Raw genomic sequence first — 21,355 nt, forward strand, 5'->3', positions numbered from 1 at the left:
GCAAGCGGCGCCTATTCGCAATGGCGCCTGGGTCCGCCGGAGTATGGCTGGTAGCTGTTGTCCTCGGGGCGGTAGGAGCGGTAGCGGCTGAAGCAGGACTGGACGTGGTCGTCCGAAAGATCCGTTGTCGCAACCAGAGGGGCGCTGCCCCCCTCGACATAGCTGACTTCGTCGGATTGCTGCGCCGTCTGGCCGGCGGTGGCGTCGGCGTCGAGATAGGGCGACACGCAGGGGCGCTGCTGTCCGCTGTAGGACATGTAGCTGTTGTCGTCGGGATTGTAGGAGCGGTAGCGGTTCGTGCACCAGCCGACATGGGCGGCCGGCAACCTGGCCTGCTGCTCGCCCGCATCGGGCGCCACCGCGGCGGTCTTGATCGGGTCGGGCGACTGCACCCTGGCGGCGGCGTCGGGTGCGGTGGGCTGCGCGGCGGCCACGCGCTCCAGGCCCGGCGCGGCCTTGTCCACGGGCTGTGCGTCCTTGGTCCACAGCTGCGAGACACTGTCGGCGGGCCTGGCCTGGTGCACCGGCTTGGCGACAATCAGCCAGGCAGCGAAAGCCAGCCCGCTGGCGAAGACCGCAAGGGTCAGGATGAAGCCCGCGACCAGTGCCAGAACCGCTTTCATCACACACTCCTTGAGCCCCTGCTAATAGAATGCGGGGCATCGGGACTGGTTCCAGCAAGCGAGCGTTTGGTACGGTGGAGGACATCCAGCCGGCCTGGTGCCCTCAAACCGGCAGTCGCACCGTGAACTCGTGCTCCACGGCCAGCAAGGCCTTGGCCATGTCCTTGTCGCGCTGGCGCTTGTGCAGATAGCCTGCCAGCAGCCAGTCCAAAGAGATCCGGCCGGCGCCGACGGCGGCCAGCACGAACATGCCGCCTGATATGGCCAGGTCCTTTTCGAAATGCAGCAATTCGTTCTGGCTGGCGAAGTTGATGTGGAACAGCAAGGCGGTGGCCAGGCAGAACAGGCCGAGACCGATGCCGCCCAGCCGCGTCAGCAGGCCTGATGCCACCGAGAGCCCTGCCCCCAGTTGCAGCGCGATGGTGGCGACGAACAGCGGCAGGCCGACGCCAAGTGCCGCCATCGCCTTGGCTGCAGCGTCGAAATGGGTGACCAGCGTCACGCCCTCATGCAGGAAGATGAAGGACATGAGCAGGCGGCCGGCAAGCAGGGTCACGTCCCTGATGTGGTATTTCGTGGCGAGGCCGGTGAGCTTCGCGGCGATTTCGTTCGGTGTCATGGTCAGCCTCCAATTTTTGAGCATGAGGCAAGCGCCGCCCGCCGTGCGACTCGCGAAAAACGGCGCCTGCCAGCTGTGATGTTCGAAAAGGCCGGAGCCGGCTCGAGGGAGAGGCGCCGGCTCCGGCAATGGGCGCCAGCCACGAGCGCCCAAACTGTGTTTCATACCGGCATGAGTCAGCGCCAGGCCCCCTCATCCGGCCGCTTCGCGGCCACCTTCTCCCCACTGGGGAGAAGAGAAAGGCGGCGCCTTCCTCTCCCCTGGGGGAGAGGTCGGATTGCCCCGAATTGCCTTTCGCAATTCGGTCTTGGCAATCCGGGTGCGGGGGACCTTACTGCGTCACCTTGGTGTCGATGGCCTTTTGCAGGTCGGAAAGCTCCTCGCAGCCGCCGGGGCAGAGTTTCTGCAGCGAGGCCAGTTGCTCCTTGGCCTTGGCCGTGTCGCCGGTCTCGACATAGAGCTCGCCCAGATATTCGCGGGCGGCCTTGTGGTCGGGCTTCAGCTCCAGCGCCTTGTTGTAGTAGGTCAGCGCGGTGGTCAAATCGCCGGTCTTGCGCAGCGTGAAGCCGAGCAGATTGTAGACGTCGGCCTGCTGGTTGTCCTGTGCGAGGTCGCGCAGTTCGGCCAGCGCGCCCTTGTAGTCCTTGGCGGCGATCTTGGCCTGGACGGCGGTGAGGTCGGGGGCATCGGCGCCCTCTATATCATCCACCGCGTAGGCCGGCACGATCGTTGCGACGGGAACGACGGTCAGCACGGCGATGGCGCCGAGCAGGCCGAACAGGGCGTTTCTGCCCAAAAGAAACTGTTTCATTGTCTTACTCGCTTGGTTTGGGGTTTACCCGTTCAAATTTGAACGGGAGAGAAGCCATAGGCATTGCCGTCCTTGACGAAGACGCCGGTGCCGGGGAACGGGAAGTGCGACCCGGAAATGCGGATATTGTCCGCGATCACCCGGTCGATGATCTTGTGGCGCGTGGCAATCGCGGTGGGCCCATCCTGGTCGTAGGCGCCCTGCCATTCCGGGTGCGGCGCCAGCAGGGCCGGCACATACATGGTATCGGCCGAGATCATCAGCTGTTCCTTGCCGGAATTGGCGAGGTACACCGAATGTCCCGGCGTGTGGCCGGGCGCGGCGACGATCTGGATGCCCGGCGCCACTTCCGCGCCATCCTCGACCAGCTTCCAGTTCTTCCACCTCGGGAAGTTTTCGGCGATGCGCTTGCCCGCCGGCTTGCGGCCCTCAGGCAGCTTGGCCAGCCGGCTCGGGTCGGTCCACCAATTGTATTCGGTGGCGTTGACGATCAGCTCGGCATTGGGGAACACCGGCGTGTTGGTGCCCTTCTCCATCAGGCCCCAGACATGGTCCGGGTGGAAATGCGAGATCATGATGGTGTCGATCGCCTTGTAGTCGATACCGGCGGCGGCCATGTTGGCCGGCAGGTGCGTGGCATTGGCCTGCCATTGGCCGACGCCAGAGCCGGCATCCATCATGATCAGCTTGCCGCCCATCTTGAGCACGACGACGGTGAGTGGGATGGGCATGAACTCGGTGGTCAGCCCCGCCTTGGCGAGCGCCGCCTTGGTCTCGTCGACCGAGACATCCTTGATGAAGGCCGGGTCGTGCGGCTTCTTCCAGATGCCGTCATAGATGGCGGTGACCTCGATGTCGCCGACCGTGTATTTGTAGAAGCCGACGGTCGGCTCCACGGGCGTCTCGGCGAAAGCGGGGCGGGTGAATTCGAGCTTGCCGGCAAGGCCGAAAGCGGCGGCGGCGGCGGCGGATTGAAGCGCTGTGCGGCGTGTCATGCTGAACATGGTGGTCTCCTGTGGGTTGCGGTGGCGGCAAAAAATCGCGGGAGGAGCGACGGAGGGCCACGCCACATGGCCCCCCGTCCTGATTGCGGACAGGGTCGGGACCTCGAGGCTGTCCCGCCCCCTGAACTCAGCGGCCCCAGATGCCCTGGCCGGGTTCGTCCGCGTCAGCCGTGTAAGGGATCGAGGCGGTGGCATTGGTGTCGACGGAAGCGGCAGGCTCGGCGCCGAAATGGTCGCTGCCGGCAAAGGCAGCACTCGAGGCAAGCAACATCGCGGCCACGCTGAGAGCGAGCTTGGTCATTTTGACAAATCCTGTTTCGTTTCTTCGCGTCGCGGGCCGGTTTGGCCCCGCTGAAGGGAAGACCCGGCAAGGCGATGCTTTATTCCCGAGGGTGGTGAGATTTTTTTGGAAGGGGCGGATTCGAGGGGCGGCGACCAAGCAAAACCTGGTGAAAGGCGGCGGCATCACCTCCGGAAAAGACCGTCAAGGGCAAGGCAGGAGGAGCGCTCAGACACAATTCAGAAACAAGTTTCAACAATTCGGAAAAACTGGCGAAAAGATCGGATGGCATAACCATCCTGCGGGGGACTGCGTGGACTTCCTTTTCCGAAGCTTCGGTCCGCCATCGACAAGGGTCAAATTGCAGCGGCGGCACAGCCGAAAATGCCTGCTCGAACGGCGACATGAACAGCCGGGCGATACGCGGCCAGGACGAGAAAGTATGGAAATGGATTACGGTGTCGATATCGTCGGCCTGGACAAGGGCGCGGCAAGCCAGGGCAATTCACCCGAGCCCGGCCTGGCCGGAACTGGGCTGGCCCAAAACGGGCTGGCAACCGTCGACGCGCTCGCAAGGCTCGCTCACGATTCGGCATCGGCTGCTCGCAACCAGATCCTGTTGGGCGCCGATTTCGCGCGGGCAGGCCAGCCCGACGAGCGGCTCGACGCGGTCTTCGAAGAGCTTGCCCAGACATTCGCCAGCTTGCCGGCGGTGATCTCCGAGGGACGCGTCTGGACGTATCAGGAGCTGGATAGCCGCGCCAACCAGTTCGCCCGTGTGCTGATCAAGCGCGGCGTGCGGCCGGGCCACCGGGTCGGGCTCATTCTCGACCGGTCGGCAGAGACCTATGTCGCCTTGCTCGCCGTCGTGAAGGCGGGCGCCGCCTTCGTGCCGCTGGCCACCGCCTTTCCGCAAGAGCGCATGGCGCTCATCATCGAGGACGCCAGCGTCAGCCTGATCGTCACCATCGCTACCTATGCGTCGCGGGCCGACCAACTGCCGGTTCCCCATGTGCTGATCGACAGCGCCGCCGCCGAAATCTCCAAACAGTCCGGCGCGCCGCTGAAGCCGCACGAGGCGCCGGCGGAAGACATCTGCTACATCCTCTACACGTCTGGCACGACCGGCAGGCCGAAGGGCGTGGCCATCCGGCACCAGAGCTTCGTCAACTTCATTCGCGTCGCCGCCGCATCCTACGGCTACAGGCCGGGCGATCGCGTCTACCAGGGCATGACGATTGCCTTCGACTTTTCCTCCGAGGAGATCTGGGTGCCGTTCGTCGCCGGCGCGACCGTGGTGCCCGCGCCCGGCCAGATGCCGCTCGTCGGCGAGGAGCTGGCGGATTTCCTGCGCCTCCATGAAATCACCTGCATGGCCTGCAGCCCGACGCTGCTGTCGTCCATGACATCGGATGTGCCCAGCCTGCGCACGCTCCTGGTCGGCGGCGAGGCCTGCCCGCACAATCTGGTGGTGCGCTGGTCGAAGCCGGGGCGGCAGATCCTCAACACCTATGGCCCGACGGAAGCGACCGTCACGGCAACGATGGGCGCGCTGACGCCAGACAAGCCCGTCACCATCGGCGCGCCGCTGCCCACCTATTCCATCGTCATTCTCGACCCGTCGCTGCCGGAACTGGCCGAACCTGGCGAACTGGGCGAGATCGGCATTGCCGGTATCGGGCTCGCCGTCGGTTACCTCAACAGGCAAGACCTGACGGAACAGAAGTTCATCGCCGATTTCATCGGCCTGCCGAACAACCCCTCGCAGCGCATCTACCGCACGGGCGACCTTGGCCGGATCAACGGCGATAGCGAGATCGAATATGCCGGGCGTATCGACACCCAGGTGAAGATCCGCGGCTATCGCATCGAGCTCGGCGAGATCGAGGCGGTGCTGCTGGACCAGCCCGAGATCGCGCAGGCCGCCGTCACCACCTGGGAGATCGAGCCCGGCCGCGTCGAACTCGTCGCCTATTACGCGCCCAAGGCTGGCCAGCCGGCGCTCTCGCGCGCCGATCTCGCCCAGACGATGAAGCGACGCCTGCCGGACTACATGGTGCCCTCCTATCTGGAGGAACTGCCAGCAATCCCGATGACGGTCTCCAACAAGGTGGACCTTCGCCAGCTGCCGAAGCCGACAAGCGTGCGGCTTTCCGCCGACCGCGAGATGATTGCGCCCGGCAATGACGACGAGCGCTTCCTGGCCGAGGCGCTGGCCGCGGTGCTGAAATTCGACGCGGTGTCGGTCGAGGACAATTTCTTCGACGATCTCGGCGCCAACTCGCTGCTGATGGCGCATTTCTGCGCCCGCGTGCGCACCCGAAAGGAATGGGCAACGACGTCCATGCGCGACATCTATCTCCATCCGACGGTGGCGCGCCTGGCCAAGCACCTGCGCGTCTCGGAAGAGATGACGGCCGCCGCCAACGAGCCTGTTCTCACCCGCCAGGCGTCGAATCTTGCCTACTGGACCTGTGGAATGGCGCAGTTGCTGTTCTACGGGGTCTACAGCTATGTCGGCCTGTGGGCGATCAACATCGGCCTCAACTGGATGTATGAAGCGCTCGACGAGCCGCTGCAGCTCTATATCAGGTGCGTGGCGCTCTCGGCCGGCGTGTTCTTCGGCATGACGGGCTTTGCCGTCCTGGCGAAATGGGTGCTCGTCGGCCGCTGGAAGGCCGAAGCCTTCCCCATCTGGGGCCTGCGCTACTACCGCTTCTGGGTGGTCAAGACCTTGATCCGCACCGCGCCAGTCGTGCTGTTCCGCGGCAGCCCGCTCTACAGCTTCTATCTGCAGCTTCTCGGCACCAAACTCGGGCACAACGCCGTCATCGAATCCAAATCCGTACCGGTCTGCACGGATCTGATCTCGATCGGCGCCAACACCATCCTGCGCAAGGAATCGATGATCCTCGGCTATCGGGCGCAGTCAGGCTATATCCACACCGGGCCGCTGACCATCGGCCGCGATGCCTTCATCGGCGTGGGTTCCACGCTCGACATCGACACCAGCATCGGCGACGGCGGCCAGCTTGGCCATTCGTCCTCGCTGCAGCGCGGGCAAAGCATCCCGGACGGCGAACACTGGCATGGGTCGCCGGCCGTGCCGACCACGGCGGACTATTGCAAGGTGCGCAATGTAGATCCCTACCAGGTCCGGCGCTTCCTCTATGAGGCCGTTCAGTTGGTGGTGCTGTTTGCCATCGTCACCCCGCTGCCATTCCTGTTCCAGAGCTATTGGGAGAGCGTCGGCGACGACTACCAGGAGACGATCGGCCTTGTCGCGGTCGGCACCACGGTCACACTTTTCGGCTATATCGCCGTGGCCTTTCTCGTGGCGACGCTGGTGCCCCGCTTGACAAACCTGGTTCTGAAGCCGGGCCGCACCTACACGCTTTACGGCTTCCGCTACTGGCTGCAGACCGTCGCCGAATTCACCAGCAACTCCCGCGTCCTGGGGCTGCTGTTCGGCGACAGCTCGGCGATCGTGCACTATATCAGCGCCATCGGCTGGAACCTCAACAAGGTGGTGCAGACCGGTTCCAACTTCGGCTCCAACCAGCAGCACGAAAACCCGCTTCTGTGCGAGATCGGCACCGAGACCATGGTGTCGGACGGCCTGTTCATGATCAACATGCACAAATCCGCCTCGGCATTCCGGCTCGAGCGGACGCGCATCGGCGAGCGCAACTATCTCGGCAACAACATCTATTATCCGCCGGATGGACGCACGGGCGACAACGTCCTGCTCGGCACCAAGGTGATGATCCCCATCGATGGGCCGGTGCGCGAAAATGTCGGGCTCCTGGGTTCGCCTGCCTTTGAAATCCCGCGCATGGTCAACCGCGACAAGGAACTCATCGCCGGGGTCGACGAGGCGGACCGACGCCAGCGCATCCCGCACAAGAACCGCCACAATCTGGTGACGATCCTTCTGTTCCTGGCCACGCAATGGGCCATGCTGTTCGCCACGCTGGCGATCTGGGACCGGGCGCTGAACTACTACACCGAATGGGCTGAGGTGGCCCTGTTCGTCGCCGTCCTCCTGACCTCGGCGATCACCATTCCGTTCTACATCCTGGTCGAGCGGGCAAGCCTTGGCTTCGGCCGGCTGAAGCCGCAGATGACGACGATCTACGACGTCGCCTTCTGGCGCCACGAACGCCATTGGAAACTCGCCGATTCACCGATCGTGCGTCTGTTCGCCGGCACGCCCTTCCGGCCGATGATCCTGCGCATGCTGGGCGTCAAGGTCGGCAGCCGCGTCTATGATGGCGGAGCCAACCTGACCGAACGCTCGCTGGTCGAGATCGGCGACGATGTCACGCTCAACGAAGGCTGCGTCATCCAGGCTCACTCGCTGGAAGAAGGCGCGTTCAAGTCCGACTACATCCGCATCGGCAAGGGCTGCACGCTCGGACCGTCCGCCTTTGTCCATTACGGCGTCGTGATGGGCGAAGGATCGGTGGCCGACACCGATTCCTTCGTGATGAAGGGCGAGGAGCTGGAACCCTACTCCATCTGGCGCGGCAACCCGGCCAAGCTGCACCGCTTCGTGATCCCGGTCACGGATGACGGCGCCAAGGCGTCGGCTTGAGGGCCGGAGAAATCCGTCTCGCTCCCGTGACCGAGGCCAATCGGGCCTTGGTCGGGTCGCTGGAACTGGCGCCGCAGCAAATGGATTTTGTCGCTGGCAACGCGGAGTCTCTGGAGGAGGCGCAATCCGACGAGGACGCGCGGCCGCGTGTCATCATGGCCGGGGATCGCATCGTCGGTTTCCTCATGTACGACGCGCCGGAAGACGACGACGAGGCGCGCATCTACCGTTTCATGATCGACCGTGCCTGGCAGGGCAGAGGCTATGGCAAGGCCGCGTTGCGCGAGGTGCTGCGCGAGATTGGCGGGCTCGGTCACGTCAGGCACGTCTCGATCTGCTATGAGCCGCAGAATGAAGCGGCACGCCAGCTCTATCGTGCCGCCGGTTTCGTGGAGGAAGGGCTCGACGAGGATGGGGAAATGATCGCCGACCTCGTCCTGCCGAGGGATGGCCGTTGACGCTTCCGCCCTCCCCTGAAGCCGCGTTGACCGAGGCGATGGCGGCAATCGCGCCTCGAAATGTCCGGACCGGGTGCCGGCTGATAGGCGACGCGGACGAGGCCCATCTGCTGCCCGAGGAAGCGCGTTCCATCCCTGCGCGCCAGCCGGCCATGCGGCGCGCCAGCGGTGCGGCCCGCTGGGTCGCGCACCGGCTGCTGGCCGATATCGGCGTCAGCGACCTCGCCATTCCGCGCGCGCCATCCGGCGCTCCGGTCTGGCCGGATGGGATAGTTGGCTCGCTCGCCCATGACGACGACATGGCCGTGGCGGCGGTCGCGCCTGTCGGCGGTATTGTCTCTCTCGGCATTGACGTCGAGCCCGCCGAACCCTTGCCGGACGATATTTTCGCGATCGTCGCAACCGGCGCGGACCGGATCGGCGCGGCGGACCCGCGGCTTGTCGGCCGCATCCTGTTTGCCGCCAAGGAAGCGGTCTACAAGGCAACCTATCCGCTCGATCGCAAGGTGCTGGGCTACGAGGATATCGCCGTGGACCTCGATGCCGGCCGCGCGACGACGAAGACCAGCCGCCAGGTCAGCCTCGCCTACTGCGTCGCCCCGCGCGTGGTCGTGTTGGCCTCTGTCGGGAAATAGCGCGGCCTATTCGCCCACAATCTCCCGATAATCCCTCACCTTCCCATCCAGCCCGCGTATCCGCCAGTTCTCACCGTCGCGGCCCTCGACAGGACACGTCCCGAGCGGCACCTTGCCGCCGCCTTCCGGCAGGTCGAGCACATAGACGGGATTGCAGATGCCCGACAGCCGCGCCCTCAGCGCTTCCACCAGCGCCTGGCCCTGCGCGATCGTGGTGCGCCTATGCGCCATGCCGCGCGCGAGGTCGCCATGGTGTAGGTAATAGGGTTTTACCCCGAGCCGGTACATCAGCTCGCGGCAGAGCTCCTCCAACGCCTCGACCGTATCGTTGACGCCCTTGAGCAGAACGCTTTGGTTGAGCAGCACGAAGCCCGCCTGCCGCATGGTGCGGCAGGCCGTTTCGGTCGCGGGCGTGATCTCCCGCGCGTGGTTGAAATGGGTGACGACGGTGACCATCAGCCGACCCTGCAGCGCGGCGACCAGCCCCGAGGTAATGCGCGACGGCAGCGCCACCGGCACGCGGGTGTGGATGCGCAGCAGCCGCACATGCGGGATCGCCTCGATGCGCGCGACGATTTCGGCCAGGGCCTTGTCGGGCAGCGACAGCGGGTCGCCGCCGGTCAGGATGACCTCGCGGATCTCGGGATGATCCGCGATATAGGCCAGCGCCGGCTCGAGCGCCTCGCGCGTATAGCCGCGGCCGATCGATGTCAGCGATTCCTTGCGGAAGCAGAACCGGCAATAGACCGCGCATTGATAGGTTGGGAACAACAGCACCCGGTCGGCATGGCGATGCGTCAATCTGGGCACCGGGCTGAAGTCATGGTCGGCGATCGGATCGTCAAGCTCGCCCTCAGCCTCGTCCAGTTCGTCCGGCGACGGGATGACCTGCGCGCGGATCGGATCGGCCGGGTCATTCCAGTCGATCAGGTCCAGATAGGTTTTTGGCGCACGCACCTTGTGGCGGCTGGCGGCCTCCTGGGCAGCGGCACGCTCGTCCGGCGACAGCGGCAGGCGGTCGAGATCGCGCACATGGCGCACGCCCTGGCGGACATCGTCCTGCCAGTCGGGGGCCTCGTCGGGGTTGGCGCGGGTTACAGCTTTGAGGTCGGTCATTGCAGGTCTCGGAGTGATCGCGCGGACCTATCGGCCGGATGGGCTGTTGGGTCAACCACCGTTGCAATGCCAACGACGCAAGCCGCGCCCTACGGCGCCGGCCCTTGCTGTTCAGCGAGCCTTCACCCAGTCCGCCCCTCCCTCGCCGCCATCGCCACAAAAGCACTCTCAATGCTCTCAAAACTCAACTCCGGATAAAGCGCACCCACCTCCGGCGTATCCGACTCCAGCGCGGTCTCGCCGCGGATCCAGGACGCCCGCAACAGACCAAGGCCGGGCACGGCGGCGATGAACGCCTCCAGCTCCTGCGCGCTCATCTTCACGACACGCGGCGAGCGGCCGCCGACCCGGCGCCACAGATCGATCATCGCGCCCTGCGTGACCCTGTTCCGCGCGATGCGGGAGGTAGAAAGCCCGCCTTTTTGCCGCATCTCCACAAGAGCACTATCGAATAGGCGGGCACGGCGTCGCCTCACCCTCCCCCTTGTGGGGAGGGTCGCTGCGAAGCAGCGGGGTGGGGGTCCTGGCGCAAACCTATCAAGACCTGAGCACCTCACCCCGCAGCGCGGGGAGAGGTGTGGTCAGCTCCAGGGCCGGCCCTACTCCTTTACGCGATAGGCTTCCGGCATGACGAACACTTCGTCGGCCCGGCCGTAGCCGCCGTCGGCTACCTCTTCGACCAGCACCATCGTGGTGGGCCGCACGCCTTCGCCGAAAAAGTCGACGAACATGGCGGTGGTTCGGTGGATGAGGTCTTCCTTCTGCGCCTTGGAGAGAGCGGCCTGCGGCAGCTTGATGTTGGCGAATGGCATGGTTGTCTCCTTCAGATCGCGCCGCCATTGGCGCGGATGATTTGCCCGTTGACCCAGGAGCCGTCCGGCCCGGCCAGGAACGAGACCACGCCGGCAATGTCGTCTGGCTGGCCGAGCCGACCGAGCGGGATCATCTTGCCGATGGCCTCGATCTGCGCCGCGCTCTTGCCGTCCATGAACAGCGCGGTCTCGACCGGTCCAGGTGCCACGGCGTTGACGGTGATGCCCCGCCCGCCAAGCTCCTTGGCCAGGATATGCGTCATCGCCTCGACCGCCGCCTTGGTGGCGGCATAGACGCCGTAGCCCGGCTGGTAGAGGCCGACGACGCTGCTCGAGAAATTGACGATGCGGCCGCCGTCGCGAAGGCGTTTCGCGCCCTCGCGCATGCCCCGGAACACACCGCCGAAATTGATGGCGATCTGCGCGTCGAAAGAGGCATCGTCGGTCCCGGCGATCGGCGACAGCTTCATGATGCCGGCATTGCTGACCAGCGCATCAACGCCGCCGTAGGCCTTCTCGCCGGCATCGAACAGGGTGGCCATGCCCGCGGGATCGGCGATGTCGGCCTGCACGGCGATCGCCTTGCCACCTTCGGCTTCGATCGCGCCGACGACCGCTTCGGCCTCGGCGCGGCCCCGTGCATAGTTGACGACGACGGCGAAGCCGTCGCGGCCAAGGCGCCGTGCGATCGCCGCACCAATGCCCTTGGAGGCGCCGGTCACGATCGCGGTTCTGGTTGGGTTGCCCGTACTTGTCTGCTGGTTTGTCATTGAAATCTCTCCGTGTATTCAGTGACACGGATATAGACATGGCGATCTTCCGGATAATCAGCCGTCTCTTGACATCTCTATTCGGAAACTGCGAACAAAGAGCATGGATCGCCTGGACACGATGCGGCTCTTCGTTCGCGTGCTGGAGCGGCGCAGTTTCACCGCTGCCGCCGCCGATCTCGGCCTGCCGCGCTCAACCGCGACGGAAGCGATACGCCGGCTCGAAGAACATCTCGGCGCGCGTCTGCTGGAGCGGACGACGCGGCAGGTGAACGCCACGCAGGACGGCGAGGCCTATTACCGGCGCTGCCTGTCGATCCTGGCCGAGATCGAGGACGCCGAAGCCGCCTTCCGCAAGGCCGAGCCCTTCGGCCTGCTGCGCATCGACGCCAGCACGCTGCTCACCCGCACCTTCCTGCTGCCGCGCCTGCCGGAATTCCTCGCCCACTATTCCCGCATCGACCTGCAGATCGGCCAGAGCGACCGGCTGGTCGACCTTGTGCGCGAGGGCGTCGATTGCGTCATCCGCGTCGGCGAGCCGCCCGACAGCGGCATGATCATGCGCCGGCTGGGGATGATCCGCGAGATGACCTGCGCCAGTCCCGCCTATCTCCAACGCCACGGCATACCCGCCTCCCCCGACGCGCTCGACGGCCACCAGGCAGTGGGCTTCGTCTCGTCGCGCACCGGCGAGGTGTTGCCCTTCGAATTCACCGTCAACGGCAAGACCCGCGAGATCAGGCTGCCGGGGCGCGTCGCCGCCAACAATTCCGACACCGCCGCCGATCTGGCGCGGCTCGGCCTCGGCCTCATCCAGGCGCCGCGCTATCGCTTCGAGAAGGACCTTGCCGACGGAACACTGGTCGAGGTGCTGGCCGAGTGCCCGCCCTCGCCGACGCCGCTGTCGGCGCTCTACCCGCAGAACCGCCAGCTCTCGCCGCGCCTGCGCGTCTTCCTCGACTGGGCGGCGCGCATCTTCGCCGAGGCCAACCTGTAGAAATGCAGCCGCTGCTCGTCATGGGTATCTCGCCGCCATCGACCCGATCGCGACGAACCCTAGGTATTGAAGCAAAATGGCACTATTCTGCGCAGGGTCTTGGGACAAGCGGATGGATTTCAGCACGGGCCATGGCTACCTCCTCATCGGCGGCCTTATCCTGGTCGGCACCGGGCTGCTCACCCTGTCGCTGATCGTCAATCTTCGCGTCGCCCACAGCGTGCGCGACGACGTGCGCCATCGCGAAAAGCTGCTCGAATATTATCGCAACATCTTTTCACAGCTGGGCGTGATCCTGATCGGCATCGGCGTGTCGCTGTTCATCTTCTTCTTCCAGCAGAACTATCAGGACCAGCGCAGACGCGAGACGGAGCTGCAGCAGGTTCTCGCCAAGCTGGCGGCGCGCATTGCCCGCGGCGCGCCGGTCATGCAGTCGCTGGAAGAATTCGACGAGTTGCTGGATGAAGGCGGGCCCTATCTCAGCCCCCAACTCGGCGGCAAGAACACCGCCGTCAGCGTTCACGGTACAGAACTCGGCAAACAGGCGGCCAGGATCCTGCTGGTCGAACGCGACGTCGATCTCGGAGATTTCGAGGTGCTGAATTTGTCGCGCGATTTCGAATCCTCTTTCGTCGTCAACGAGCTCGATTCCAAGCTGTGGTTCGACATCGTGCACGACGAGAGCGAGATCAAATACGCCACCACTCAGCTCGCCCTCGACTACAAGGACCTGCGCGACACGATCGGCGGCGATCCGGCCGAGGCAGTGGTCGCCGACCCTGAAAAGGAGCGCCGCGTCAAGCGGGAGGTGCTCGACATCTTCTACGATGCCGATCTGCTGCGCGAGCGCTCCAGGCGGCATCTGGCCCGCGCCTGCTGGCTGTTCAGCCAGGGGCGCGGCTTCGTCGGTGCGGCCCCGGTCAATGCCATCGAGGCCGACGCCAGGTCGCACCAGGAATGGCTCGACAGATCGAAGCCGGTGTTATCGCAGGCGAAGTCGGGCAGCGGCGATTGCTTCAAGCTGCTGCGGTATGGTCAGGGGTCGTGAGGCGGGAGCGAGCGGGCAAGGCCCGCTGCTCTGGTGACAAAGCCAAACACTTTCAAAGACCGGGGTCGGCGCCGGATGCGGACTGTCAGCTATTGAAGGCAATCCATCCATAACCAGCCCCTCAGTTTATGACAACTAATCAGAAGAGTCGGAGCAGACATGCCCGGCAGCATCGGTCCCGGCGCATGGGCGATCCATGTCGTTTCCGTGTGTAAGTAAAGCTGGACAATTGTGCAGTGCAATTTGAATACTTGTTGACTACATAAGGGTAAGCGATCAATGTAGCAAATTGCGAGGGAGGAAGCGATGATCGAATTCGTAAACAGCGACGGGCTCAAGTCGTCTCTGAATCCTAGGAACTTGGTCCAGCTTTTGTATGTCGACAGACACACTTCAAAGTCGGGGACTAGCATAATTTGTAGCAATTGGAGCGATGAAACGGCCGAGACGGCCGAAATTATCGCCGCGCGAATAATGACCCAGGCAAGAATTGTAACTTTTCGTCTATTTGTGGGCGGGAAGGCTTCAATTCCTACGTGGTTCAATGCTGACGCCATTGTCGAAGTACATGAAACGAAAACCGGTCATTGCGCTATCATTGCGGAAAATGGCACGTTCACTCTTGTCGCCGAGACCTACCAGCAGGTCCTCGCGGCCCTTGCAGCGGCAACGGTGACCTTATCCTCGTGACGTAGCAAGAAGGTCGAGGTGGCTGTCGCACCCACGCCCCCCTCGCTTTGGCCTCCAATGGTCGAAGTCCGGGTACCAACTATGAATGGGCCGCATTCGCTGATTTGCGGGGAGCGATATTGACATCTGCGGCCGGCAAAAGGTGGGGAAGATCTGTAGCCGACAGTTTGCGCGCCGACGACTGTGATTTTGACACCTGGGGTGAACTCATCAGTCAGGATTCATTCGCCTCAAAGGCGATGATGGATCCACTGAAGACAGGTTTCGATGCAAACGCGGACATCATATCCAAGTGCCTCGGCGTCAGTCCGCGAATGTATGAACCTGTTAGCCCAAACTGCCGCAATTGAAATTCCATAACAGGGCGGTTTGTCAAAGCCGCCCTGTTTTTGATAACTCCACGGCGTCTATGCCGCAGCGCGGGATCATCCAGACTAGTTGTCTGAAATGGGCTGGATGCGGACTGTCCGTTTCCGACGCCGCCAGTTACCCCGCTTTGCTTAGCTGGAGTTCGTCGCTGAGCGCGCGCTCGTTGGGATCGATCGAACCCAAATTCTTCACAACCCGGAATCGACCGCCCTGCGCCTGCGCGATGTACATGTTCATGCGCACATGGTGCTGGCCGGGGACCATTTCGGCAGGGCCACCCGGTCCCTCGCTTATGCGAGCGTGATCGAGAGCCCGGATGACCGCGTCCCGCTCAGCACTGCCCGCTTCCTTCACCGCCGCTTCCCACATCTTGATCGCCCGGTAGTGCCCGGTGCATCCGCTGCCCGCGGTCAGGGTAGCCCCACCAGGGAACCGCTCACGGTAGCGGCGCAACAGCGCGCGACCGAACGGTTCGTCGAGTTCCTGGTAGTAGTCGAGGCAGCTGTAGAGGCCCTCGATTCGATCGGACGGCACCAGGTTGAAGAAGTTCTCGTCGAAGTAGGTGCAGACGATCTTGCCGCCGCGTTTACCGAAACCGGCCTTGTGCAACTCTTCGAGGAACGGCGTCAGGCCCGGCGGGACGATGGTGTTGAAAACCACGTCGGTGCCGCTCGCCATGACCTGCTGCACGGTCCGCCGGAAATCGACGGTGTCCAGCGGGAAATACTCCTCGCCGACGATCTCGCCGCCATTGGCGCGCACCGCCCGGCTCGCCGCCTTGTTCAGCAAATGGGGCCAGATGTAGTCGGCCGACGGCAAATAGAACTGCTTCGCCCCGGTGCTGTTCATGAGCCATGGTATCAGCGGCTCAACCTGCTGCGCGGGTACGGGCCCGGTGCAGAAGATCAGGGGATCGTTTTCCTGTCCCTCATACTGCTCGGTGTAGATGTAGAGCGTCTTGCCCCGCGTAACCGCCTCGCTCTTGATGGCCAGGCGGGTCGAACTGTAGATGCCGCCGACGACCACGTCGACCTTGTCGACGTCGACTAGTTTCGCGGCCTTTGCCTTGGCAACGCTGTCCGTGGTCTCGCCATCCTCGATGACGAGTTCCACCGGCCGGCCAAGGAGGCCGCCTTTGGCGTTGATATCGTCGACGAGCATGGTGGTGAGGTTCGCATTTGCAACGCCCATGAAAGACAATGGGCCGGTGAGTTCGGCGATAAGGCCGATCTTGATGGGTTTCGGATTCATTTGATTTCTCCAAATCTGGGGGTTCGTCGGGCGCGCCGCCAGGCGGCGGGCGGCGTTCAGCGCGGGATCTCAGGCCTCGTAGTGGCCAAGCAGCAGTGCCGCCCGCGGCTTGCCGACATGGCCGGCTTCCTGCAGGATCGCTGGCACCTCCGGATCGGACACGAAATTCTTCCAGCCCTCGGCGTCCCAGTCGAAAATCGCCCAGACGCGGTCGGGCTCGCTGGGGTCGCGGAAGACGGTCGCGCCGTTCGAGCCGTGCAGCCGGCGCTTGTCGGCGCCCTTGGTCGAAAAGATACGGATGAAGTGGTCGATATCAGCCACTTTGGTCGTTGCGAGCAGCATTTTGATTTCCTCCTGTCGGTCGCGGCCATCATTGGTCCGTCGACAGGATCACGATGCGCGCCCCGGAGCGGGCGCGCATGGGGTGGATTCCCTATGCCTGCGTTTCGCCTGGTCGGACAAGGCCGTGCTCGACCGCGTAGAGCGCGGCCGCGGCACGGGTGGTCACGCCGATCTTGGCATAGACGCTCTGGATATGGTGGTCCGCGGTCTTGGGCGAGATATCCAACTTCCGGGCCACTTCCTTCGCCGTAAGTCCGGCGGCGATCAGGCGCAGCACCTCGATTTCGCGCGGCGTCATGCCGGCCAGCGCTTGCGGCACGGCCCGCCGCGCTGGCTGCCCCGCGAAGGACAATACGGCCTCGGCGGCATCGGGGCAGATACAGCCGTCACGCACGGCAGCGCGCAGCTGGGCCGCCGCCGCCTCGCTGGACAGCGCCTTGCGGTGCGGACGTTCCTCTCGCGACGTCTGGAAGGCCTCGGCAGCGGCCAGGATCCTTGCCGCCGGCGACAGGTCCGAGCCGCCGACCTTGCGGTGATAGCCCGAGCCATCCAGGCGCTCGTGATGGCGAAGCACGAGGGCGGCCATCGCCTCGCCCTCGCGACCGAACGAGGCCAGGGCGCGCTCGCCATAATAGGCGTGCAGGCATGCCGCGTCGCGTTCGCGCACCGACAGCGGGCCGCTGCGCATCCAGGTCGCCACCGGCACCACCAGTTCGCCAATGTCGTGGATGCAGCCCGACCAGCGCAGCGCGCGAACGTCAGGATCGGGCAGCCCGATCCGTTTGCCCGCACCCGTGGCCAGCTCCGACACCATCCGCGAATGGCCCTGCGTAAACGGCATGCGCATGTCGATCATGTCGGCTATGGCCAGGAACGCCTCATCGCAAGCCCCCTCATCCAGCGTCACCGGCGGATCCGGCTCGAGCGCCAGGATGGTCTCGCGGTCGACCGTCGCGCCGATGCCCTCCATCAGCACCGCCGCGTTGGCGGAGACGAGCCGGGCCAGATCGGCTTCGTATGGACCATCGCCGCGGCTGGCGACGGTCTCGGCCATCTTGTCGATGCCGACGGCGTCGCTGAGCGCAATCGCATCCTGCGCCAATGTGATCAGGCGCACGGCGGGCAGGACCTCCTCGCCACTCAGTCCGCGCGGCAGCCCCTTGCCGTCCCAGCGTTCGTAGATCTGCCCAAGATTGCGCCGGATCTCGTCCGACAGGCCGAGCCGCTCGCCGATCCGCTGCGCGACCTCGCAATGCGCTGTGAGCACCGGGCGCGCCACCGCGAGCGCCTGCGACATCGCGGCCTCGATCGCCCTGGCCTGCGCGTCAGGCTCGAGATCGTAGTAGAACCGCTTGAACGCCTGCACGAAGACCCTGCCCAGTTCCGCACGATTGCCCATGTCGAGACCGACAAGATCCTGGCGCAGGGCGATTTCGTCGCCGAATGTGGCCGACAGAAGGTCCGTGTCGGCATTGCAGCCGACATAGCGCAGCATCGACTGATGGTAGGCGTTGCGCCGAACCTCATCGGAAACACCCGCAAGCTCGGCGATCCGCATTGCAAGCACGCAGGATTTCAGCGCGAAGTCGCGAGAATGACCAGTGGCGAGGTCCGAGGCATAGGCCAGGACCATCATGAAGTCCGCGCGGCGTATCGAGACATCTGTCATCGCACACCCCCAGTGATCCCTATGCTAGCCCCGAGTGCCGTCGATACCTAGGGGAAAAATCCCAAGCCGGATGTAGAAAAACAAGGACCTAAAGCGCGTCGCGTGCATCGGTTCCGACGCGGCATCGCTTATAGATTTGAAGGCTTCGGCGGCGGATCTTCGTGCCCGACCGCAAAGCGAACAGGCGGCAGGGGGAACGGGCAGCATCCCAAAGTCACCAGCTCTCGAGCATTTCATAGCGACGGCGCATCAAGTAGATGCTGGCGTTCTCGTAGTCGCGCCGGTCGAGCATGGCGCGGTCTTCGGCAAAAGTCTCGCCGCGAAACATCCGTCCCAGGCGGGGATCGAGTTCGGCTCGGGCCTGGGCCCGCAGGTCTTCCGCGCAGGCGCTATCGCCCATCCCATGGCAGGCGGCGGCGCCGATTACAGCAAAGTCCGCATTAAAGCCGCGCACCTTGAGATAGTAATCCGCGAAACTGGCGGCGCGGGAGTATTCGCCTGCGCTGTACAGTTCGTAGAGGATACGGAAGTTGAGGTTGCGCGAGAGGATGTGCGGAAAGGCCTGGATCGCCTCGTCGAAGCCCTCCAACAGCCCCTGGTGCTGGTGGCCGGTGAGCCCGGAAAGCGCCATGACGTAGTTGCCCAGGGCGGCGACCAGCGGGCTTGCTTGTGGATCGAGGAGGTATCCGATATCCCCTGTCGCCTGCGAGGCGTCCATCGTGGCGAAGAAATCGGCGTCGCGCCAATAGTAGAGATCCGGCCTGGCGACGCCCGGCGCCAGAGCGGCGGCGGTTTCGATCATCGTCTTTCCGTCCATCGACTGGAACAGAACCGCTTCCTTCAGAACCGAGCCCATGGTGTCGAAGGGGACCGAGAACAGCTTGCGGTCGCCTTCCGTGAACCAGCGGCCGCCAAAGTCCTGCAGCAGGCTATTCGCGGAGAGAAGAAAGTTCTCCTCGGCCCGCGGATCTATGAAGGTCACCAGCCTCTTGTCGGCCTCGATCCGGTAGATCATGGTTGAGTGGTCGGTAAAGCCGTCGCTCAGCATCGCTTCGTCGCCCGGCGCAAGAATGCACGGCCAGCGATCGATTGGCAGCACGAGGTCGCCGCTCGGCAGCTCGACTTCGGTGGCGGTCCCCGCGGCCCCAAAACGCACCACGGGCAGAGGCGTGTCCGGATTCTGCTGCGTCCAGATGTTCAAGAGGTTCTGGTCGGCCGGTCCGTCCTCTTCCATCGCCTCGTTGTTGAGGTACGGCGCCTCGTTGGGGCTGCCGTAGGGCGATGCCGCCCTGAGGTCGAACAAATGCTCGAGGTTCTGCAGCGGCTGTTCGCTTCGAACCACCGGACAATCGGCAATCCCTGCAATGCCGGCAACGGCTGGCAATGTCGCGCCCGCCAGCAGGCTAGTTGTGCAGATACAGAGGCTCAGAACGCGATTCATGATCAACCCCATCGATAGTGTATCTGGCGATGATCTGGAGACCCTTGAGCGTGGCGTCGAGATAGCGCAGCCGCAGGTCTAGGGTATAGGTGGCATCGGTCGGGTTGAGCTCGATGACTTGCGCTCGGTCTTTGCAATCGAGAAGGTTCTCCGGCCGACAGGGTAAGAACTGCCCATTCGCATCATTGTAGACGACCGTGGTCCCGCCGCCTTTTATGACGCCGAGATAGGTATTTACCGGCCGGGCCCCTGCCCAGGATTCCGGCTTGCGATTGGGCGGGGCGGCGTTTGCCTTCACGGCCGCCACAACCTCGGGCGGCACCGCGTCGATCGGCGCGATGGCGATGGCGTTGATGGCGATCCGGGGGGCAGGAGTCTTGAGCGAGAGCTGGGCGCGAAGCTTCACGCCCTCCGAAAAGACCCTGGCCCCGGCGACCTGGATCATGGTGCCCCCCGACAGCGGCGAAAGCTCCTTCTCGTCAAGCTTCACATGCAGTCCATCGTCGATCCGCGGAGCCGGAGCGAAGCGATCGTGGAGATCCAGGAGGCCGACAATACCGACGATGATGGCGGAGATCGTGGCAATCGCGGTCGCGATCGGATACTTCGCGAAAAAGGCAATCAGATTGCCAGCCAGGCCCCACGGTCTCGCTTGAGCAGCCTCCGGCTTGCGACGTACGCGTGCCATGGCGGATCCCCAACCCGTCACATTGTAGCATGTGGGCGCGGCACGCTCCAGCCGAGCGGATGAGCTTGCGCGAGGCTTCAGCGCCGGATGTAGAAGAACCGGATGTAGAAAAAACAGAGCGGTCTGTTTTGGACCGGATGCGGTCGACTGTTGAGCGCTTCCCGCGACGCGTCCGACGCAGGCGCGGGAAGTCTCCGTCTCATGCCTGATCCGTCCTGGGCTTACGCCTTGGCGGCGTTCTGTGCAGCCTCGAATACATCGCGCGCGGAGGTCGTACCCGCTACGTGCTCCGTACCTTCAACTCCGAGGTCCATCCATCCTGCATTCACGGCCTCAAACATTTCTTCAGCAGGTCCGGTGTGGCCCTTTGGGATGCCGAATTGCTCGAACGCTTCCGCCCACCCTGCGCGCGGGATTGCAAAGGCTTCCACGTCGCGATTCAGCACTTCACCCAATTGCTCCGCGACTTCATCGGCGGTGACCATCGAACCAATCTCGACGATACGCTGCCCTGACCAAGCTGGCCCGGTCAAAAGGGTTGCGACCTCCGCGCCGATGTCGTTCGTCGCGACCATGGTCGATTTCCGGCTTGTTGGATTGTAGTGAACCGGTAGCGTTCCGCCCCGCGCGACCTGCAGGCCGTAAAGAAAATTTTCGAAGAATCCGCCTGCGCGCACAAATGCCATTGGCGATATCAGGTCGCGAAAACCTTGCTCCAGAAGCGACAAGGCCGTGATCACCCCATGCCCGCTGGTTCTGTTCGCACCCATCGACGAAAGCGCAACCACTCGCGGCAGCGCTGCCTTGGTGAGCGCCTCGATGTAGTTTGCAATCACGCCCTTTGCTTCTTTGTAGTCGGGCGACGGCGCCCAGACAGGGGGCAACATGACGAACGCGCCTTCGACGCCTTTGAGCGCTTGCTCGATGGCTGCCGGATCATTCCAATCGCCATCCACCAGTTCCACGCCGCGGCTCGCCCAGTGAGCCGCCTTCTCGCGATTGCGGACGAGCGCGCGTACCTCCTTGCCGTGCGCCAACAGATGTTCTGCCGTTGCGCCGCCAACTTTTCCCGTGATGCCCATTACTAAAAACATGTGTTTTCTCCTGATGTCGAGGGACAGAGCACTGCCCCGGT

At 64.0% G+C, this 21,355-nt stretch carries 21 protein-coding genes; 6 read left to right on the plus strand and 15 right to left on the minus strand.

The genetic code is table 11. The features are described from left to right. Positions 1-11: 11 nt before the first annotated feature. From ACWGS8_RS10475 to ACWGS8_RS10495, 5 genes are all read right to left on the minus strand, one after another. A complete protein-coding gene (locus tag ACWGS8_RS10475; protein WP_454580844.1) occupies positions 12-623 on the minus strand; it encodes a BA14K family protein in 612 nt (203 codons plus the stop codon). A 103-nt stretch (positions 624-726) separates the two neighbouring features. Beyond that, positions 727-1,242 carry a DoxX family protein gene (locus tag ACWGS8_RS10480; protein WP_454580845.1) on the minus strand — a complete coding sequence of 172 codons (516 nt, stop codon included), beginning with the start codon at positions 1,240-1,242 and terminating at the stop codon, positions 727-729. A 331-nt stretch (positions 1,243-1,573) separates the two neighbouring features. Next, entirely contained in the window at positions 1,574-2,053 is a 480-nt protein-coding gene (locus tag ACWGS8_RS10485; protein ID WP_454580846.1) for a tetratricopeptide repeat protein, read from the minus strand. 32 nt (positions 2,054-2,085) lie between these two features. Then, entirely contained in the window at positions 2,086-3,057 is a 972-nt protein-coding gene (locus ACWGS8_RS10490) for an MBL fold metallo-hydrolase (RefSeq protein ID WP_454580847.1), read from the minus strand. A gap of 127 nt (positions 3,058-3,184) precedes the next feature. Next, positions 3,185-3,358, minus strand: coding sequence for a DUF680 domain-containing protein (locus ACWGS8_RS10495; RefSeq protein WP_454580848.1), 174 nt, complete (start codon positions 3,356-3,358; stop codon positions 3,185-3,187). A gap of 421 nt (positions 3,359-3,779) precedes the next feature. Between ACWGS8_RS10495 and ACWGS8_RS10500 the strand changes: the two genes are divergently transcribed. From ACWGS8_RS10500 to ACWGS8_RS10510, 3 genes are all read left to right on the plus strand, one after another. After that, a complete protein-coding gene (locus ACWGS8_RS10500; protein ID WP_454580849.1) occupies positions 3,780-7,934 on the plus strand; it encodes a Pls/PosA family non-ribosomal peptide synthetase in 4,155 nt (1,384 codons plus the stop codon). Positions 7,935-8,014: 80 nt separating this feature from the next. Continuing rightward, complete coding sequence (locus tag ACWGS8_RS10505) at positions 8,015-8,392, plus strand: GNAT family N-acetyltransferase (RefSeq protein ID WP_454580850.1); 378 nt, start codon at positions 8,015-8,017, stop codon at positions 8,390-8,392. Further along, the gene (locus tag ACWGS8_RS10510; RefSeq protein ID WP_454580851.1) at positions 8,389-9,027 is read left to right on the plus strand and encodes a 4'-phosphopantetheinyl transferase family protein; all 639 of its coding nucleotides are present in this window, start codon (positions 8,389-8,391) and stop codon (positions 9,025-9,027) included. The genes ACWGS8_RS10505 and ACWGS8_RS10510 overlap by 4 nt, the downstream gene beginning before the upstream one ends. A gap of 6 nt (positions 9,028-9,033) precedes the next feature. On the opposite strand, the gene ACWGS8_RS10515 is transcribed toward ACWGS8_RS10510, so the two are convergent. From ACWGS8_RS10515 to ACWGS8_RS10530, 4 genes are all read right to left on the minus strand, one after another. Next, the gene (locus ACWGS8_RS10515) at positions 9,034-10,143 is read right to left on the minus strand and encodes a KamA family radical SAM protein (RefSeq protein WP_454580852.1); all 1,110 of its coding nucleotides are present in this window, start codon (positions 10,141-10,143) and stop codon (positions 9,034-9,036) included. 122 nt (positions 10,144-10,265) lie between these two features. Next, entirely contained in the window at positions 10,266-10,511 is a 246-nt protein-coding gene (locus ACWGS8_RS10520; protein ID WP_454580853.1) for a hypothetical protein, read from the minus strand. Between the two features lie 231 nt (positions 10,512-10,742). After that, a complete protein-coding gene (locus ACWGS8_RS10525) occupies positions 10,743-10,955 on the minus strand; it encodes a tautomerase family protein (protein ID WP_454580854.1) in 213 nt (70 codons plus the stop codon). Between the two features lie 11 nt (positions 10,956-10,966). Further along, positions 10,967-11,725 carry an SDR family oxidoreductase gene (locus ACWGS8_RS10530; protein WP_454580855.1) on the minus strand — a complete coding sequence of 253 codons (759 nt, stop codon included), beginning with the start codon at positions 11,723-11,725 and terminating at the stop codon, positions 10,967-10,969. 103 nt (positions 11,726-11,828) lie between these two features. Between ACWGS8_RS10530 and ACWGS8_RS10535 the strand changes: the two genes are divergently transcribed. From ACWGS8_RS10535 to ACWGS8_RS10545, 3 genes are all read left to right on the plus strand, one after another. After that, positions 11,829-12,722 (plus strand): LysR family transcriptional regulator, encoded by an 894-nt coding sequence (locus ACWGS8_RS10535; RefSeq protein WP_454580856.1) that lies wholly within the window; start codon positions 11,829-11,831, stop codon positions 12,720-12,722. A gap of 112 nt (positions 12,723-12,834) precedes the next feature. Further along, the gene (locus ACWGS8_RS10540) at positions 12,835-13,770 is read left to right on the plus strand and encodes a hypothetical protein (protein ID WP_454580857.1); all 936 of its coding nucleotides are present in this window, start codon (positions 12,835-12,837) and stop codon (positions 13,768-13,770) included. 306 nt (positions 13,771-14,076) lie between these two features. After that, the gene (locus ACWGS8_RS10545) at positions 14,077-14,460 is read left to right on the plus strand and encodes a hypothetical protein (RefSeq protein WP_454580858.1); all 384 of its coding nucleotides are present in this window, start codon (positions 14,077-14,079) and stop codon (positions 14,458-14,460) included. 486 nt (positions 14,461-14,946) lie between these two features. Here ACWGS8_RS10545 and ACWGS8_RS10550 read toward each other — a convergent pair whose 3' ends face one another. The 6 genes from ACWGS8_RS10550 to ACWGS8_RS10575 all read right to left on the minus strand — a co-directional run bounded on the left by ACWGS8_RS10550 (position 14,947) and on the right by ACWGS8_RS10575 (position 21,314). Continuing rightward, positions 14,947-16,080 (minus strand): substrate-binding protein, encoded by a 1,134-nt coding sequence (locus ACWGS8_RS10550; RefSeq protein WP_454580859.1) that lies wholly within the window; start codon positions 16,078-16,080, stop codon positions 14,947-14,949. Positions 16,081-16,149: 69 nt separating this feature from the next. Beyond that, positions 16,150-16,422, minus strand: a complete 273-nt coding sequence (locus tag ACWGS8_RS10555; RefSeq protein WP_454580860.1) for a hypothetical protein — start codon at positions 16,420-16,422, stop codon at positions 16,150-16,152. 91 nt (positions 16,423-16,513) lie between these two features. Continuing rightward, positions 16,514-18,091: an HD domain-containing phosphohydrolase gene (locus ACWGS8_RS10560; RefSeq protein WP_454580861.1), complete on the minus strand. Its 1,578-nt coding sequence runs from the start codon at positions 18,089-18,091 to the stop codon at positions 16,514-16,516. A gap of 214 nt (positions 18,092-18,305) precedes the next feature. Then, entirely contained in the window at positions 18,306-19,394 is a 1,089-nt protein-coding gene (locus ACWGS8_RS10565) for a hypothetical protein (protein WP_454580862.1), read from the minus strand. Positions 19,395-19,494: 100 nt separating this feature from the next. Continuing rightward, positions 19,495-20,220, minus strand: coding sequence for a hypothetical protein (locus ACWGS8_RS10570; protein WP_454580863.1), 726 nt, complete (start codon positions 20,218-20,220; stop codon positions 19,495-19,497). Between the two features lie 221 nt (positions 20,221-20,441). Next, complete coding sequence (locus ACWGS8_RS10575) at positions 20,442-21,314, minus strand: NmrA family NAD(P)-binding protein (protein ID WP_454580864.1); 873 nt, start codon at positions 21,312-21,314, stop codon at positions 20,442-20,444. Positions 21,315-21,355: the final 41 nt, after the last annotated feature.

It is taken from the genome of Mesorhizobium sp. 43Arga (genome assembly GCF_053714255.1).

Coding starts and splice junctions, on each gene's coding strand:
- ACWGS8_RS10525 (WP_454580854.1), bottom strand. CDS start 10,955: ATGCCATTCGCCAACATCAAGCTGCCGCAGGCCGCTCTCTCCAAGGCG.
- ACWGS8_RS10555 (WP_454580860.1), bottom strand. CDS start 16,422: ATGCTGCTCGCAACGACCAAAGTGGCTGATATCGACCACTTCATCCGT.
- ACWGS8_RS10530 (WP_454580855.1), bottom strand. CDS start 11,725: ATGACAAACCAGCAGACAAGTACGGGCAACCCAACCAGAACCGCGATC.
- ACWGS8_RS10575 (WP_454580864.1), bottom strand. CDS start 21,314: ATGTTTTTAGTAATGGGCATCACGGGAAAAGTTGGCGGCGCAACGGCA.
- ACWGS8_RS10545 (WP_454580858.1), top strand. CDS start 14,077: ATGATCGAATTCGTAAACAGCGACGGGCTCAAGTCGTCTCTGAATCCT.
- ACWGS8_RS10505 (WP_454580850.1), top strand. CDS start 8,015: ATGGATTTTGTCGCTGGCAACGCGGAGTCTCTGGAGGAGGCGCAATCC.
- ACWGS8_RS10540 (WP_454580857.1), top strand. CDS start 12,835: ATGGATTTCAGCACGGGCCATGGCTACCTCCTCATCGGCGGCCTTATC.
- ACWGS8_RS10490 (WP_454580847.1), bottom strand. CDS start 3,057: ATGTTCAGCATGACACGCCGCACAGCGCTTCAATCCGCCGCCGCCGCC.
- ACWGS8_RS10560 (WP_454580861.1), bottom strand. CDS start 18,091: ATGACAGATGTCTCGATACGCCGCGCGGACTTCATGATGGTCCTGGCC.
- ACWGS8_RS10570 (WP_454580863.1), bottom strand. CDS start 20,220: ATGGCACGCGTACGTCGCAAGCCGGAGGCTGCTCAAGCGAGACCGTGG.
- ACWGS8_RS10520 (WP_454580853.1), bottom strand. CDS start 10,511: ATGATCGATCTGTGGCGCCGGGTCGGCGGCCGCTCGCCGCGTGTCGTG.
- ACWGS8_RS10550 (WP_454580859.1), bottom strand. CDS start 16,080: ATGAATCCGAAACCCATCAAGATCGGCCTTATCGCCGAACTCACCGGC.
- ACWGS8_RS10475 (WP_454580844.1), bottom strand. CDS start 623: ATGAAAGCGGTTCTGGCACTGGTCGCGGGCTTCATCCTGACCCTTGCG.
- ACWGS8_RS10500 (WP_454580849.1), top strand. CDS start 3,780: ATGGAAATGGATTACGGTGTCGATATCGTCGGCCTGGACAAGGGCGCG.
- ACWGS8_RS10485 (WP_454580846.1), bottom strand. CDS start 2,053: ATGAAACAGTTTCTTTTGGGCAGAAACGCCCTGTTCGGCCTGCTCGGC.
- ACWGS8_RS10515 (WP_454580852.1), bottom strand. CDS start 10,143: ATGACCGACCTCAAAGCTGTAACCCGCGCCAACCCCGACGAGGCCCCC.
- ACWGS8_RS10495 (WP_454580848.1), bottom strand. CDS start 3,358: ATGACCAAGCTCGCTCTCAGCGTGGCCGCGATGTTGCTTGCCTCGAGT.
- ACWGS8_RS10480 (WP_454580845.1), bottom strand. CDS start 1,242: ATGACACCGAACGAAATCGCCGCGAAGCTCACCGGCCTCGCCACGAAA.
- ACWGS8_RS10535 (WP_454580856.1), top strand. CDS start 11,829: ATGGATCGCCTGGACACGATGCGGCTCTTCGTTCGCGTGCTGGAGCGG.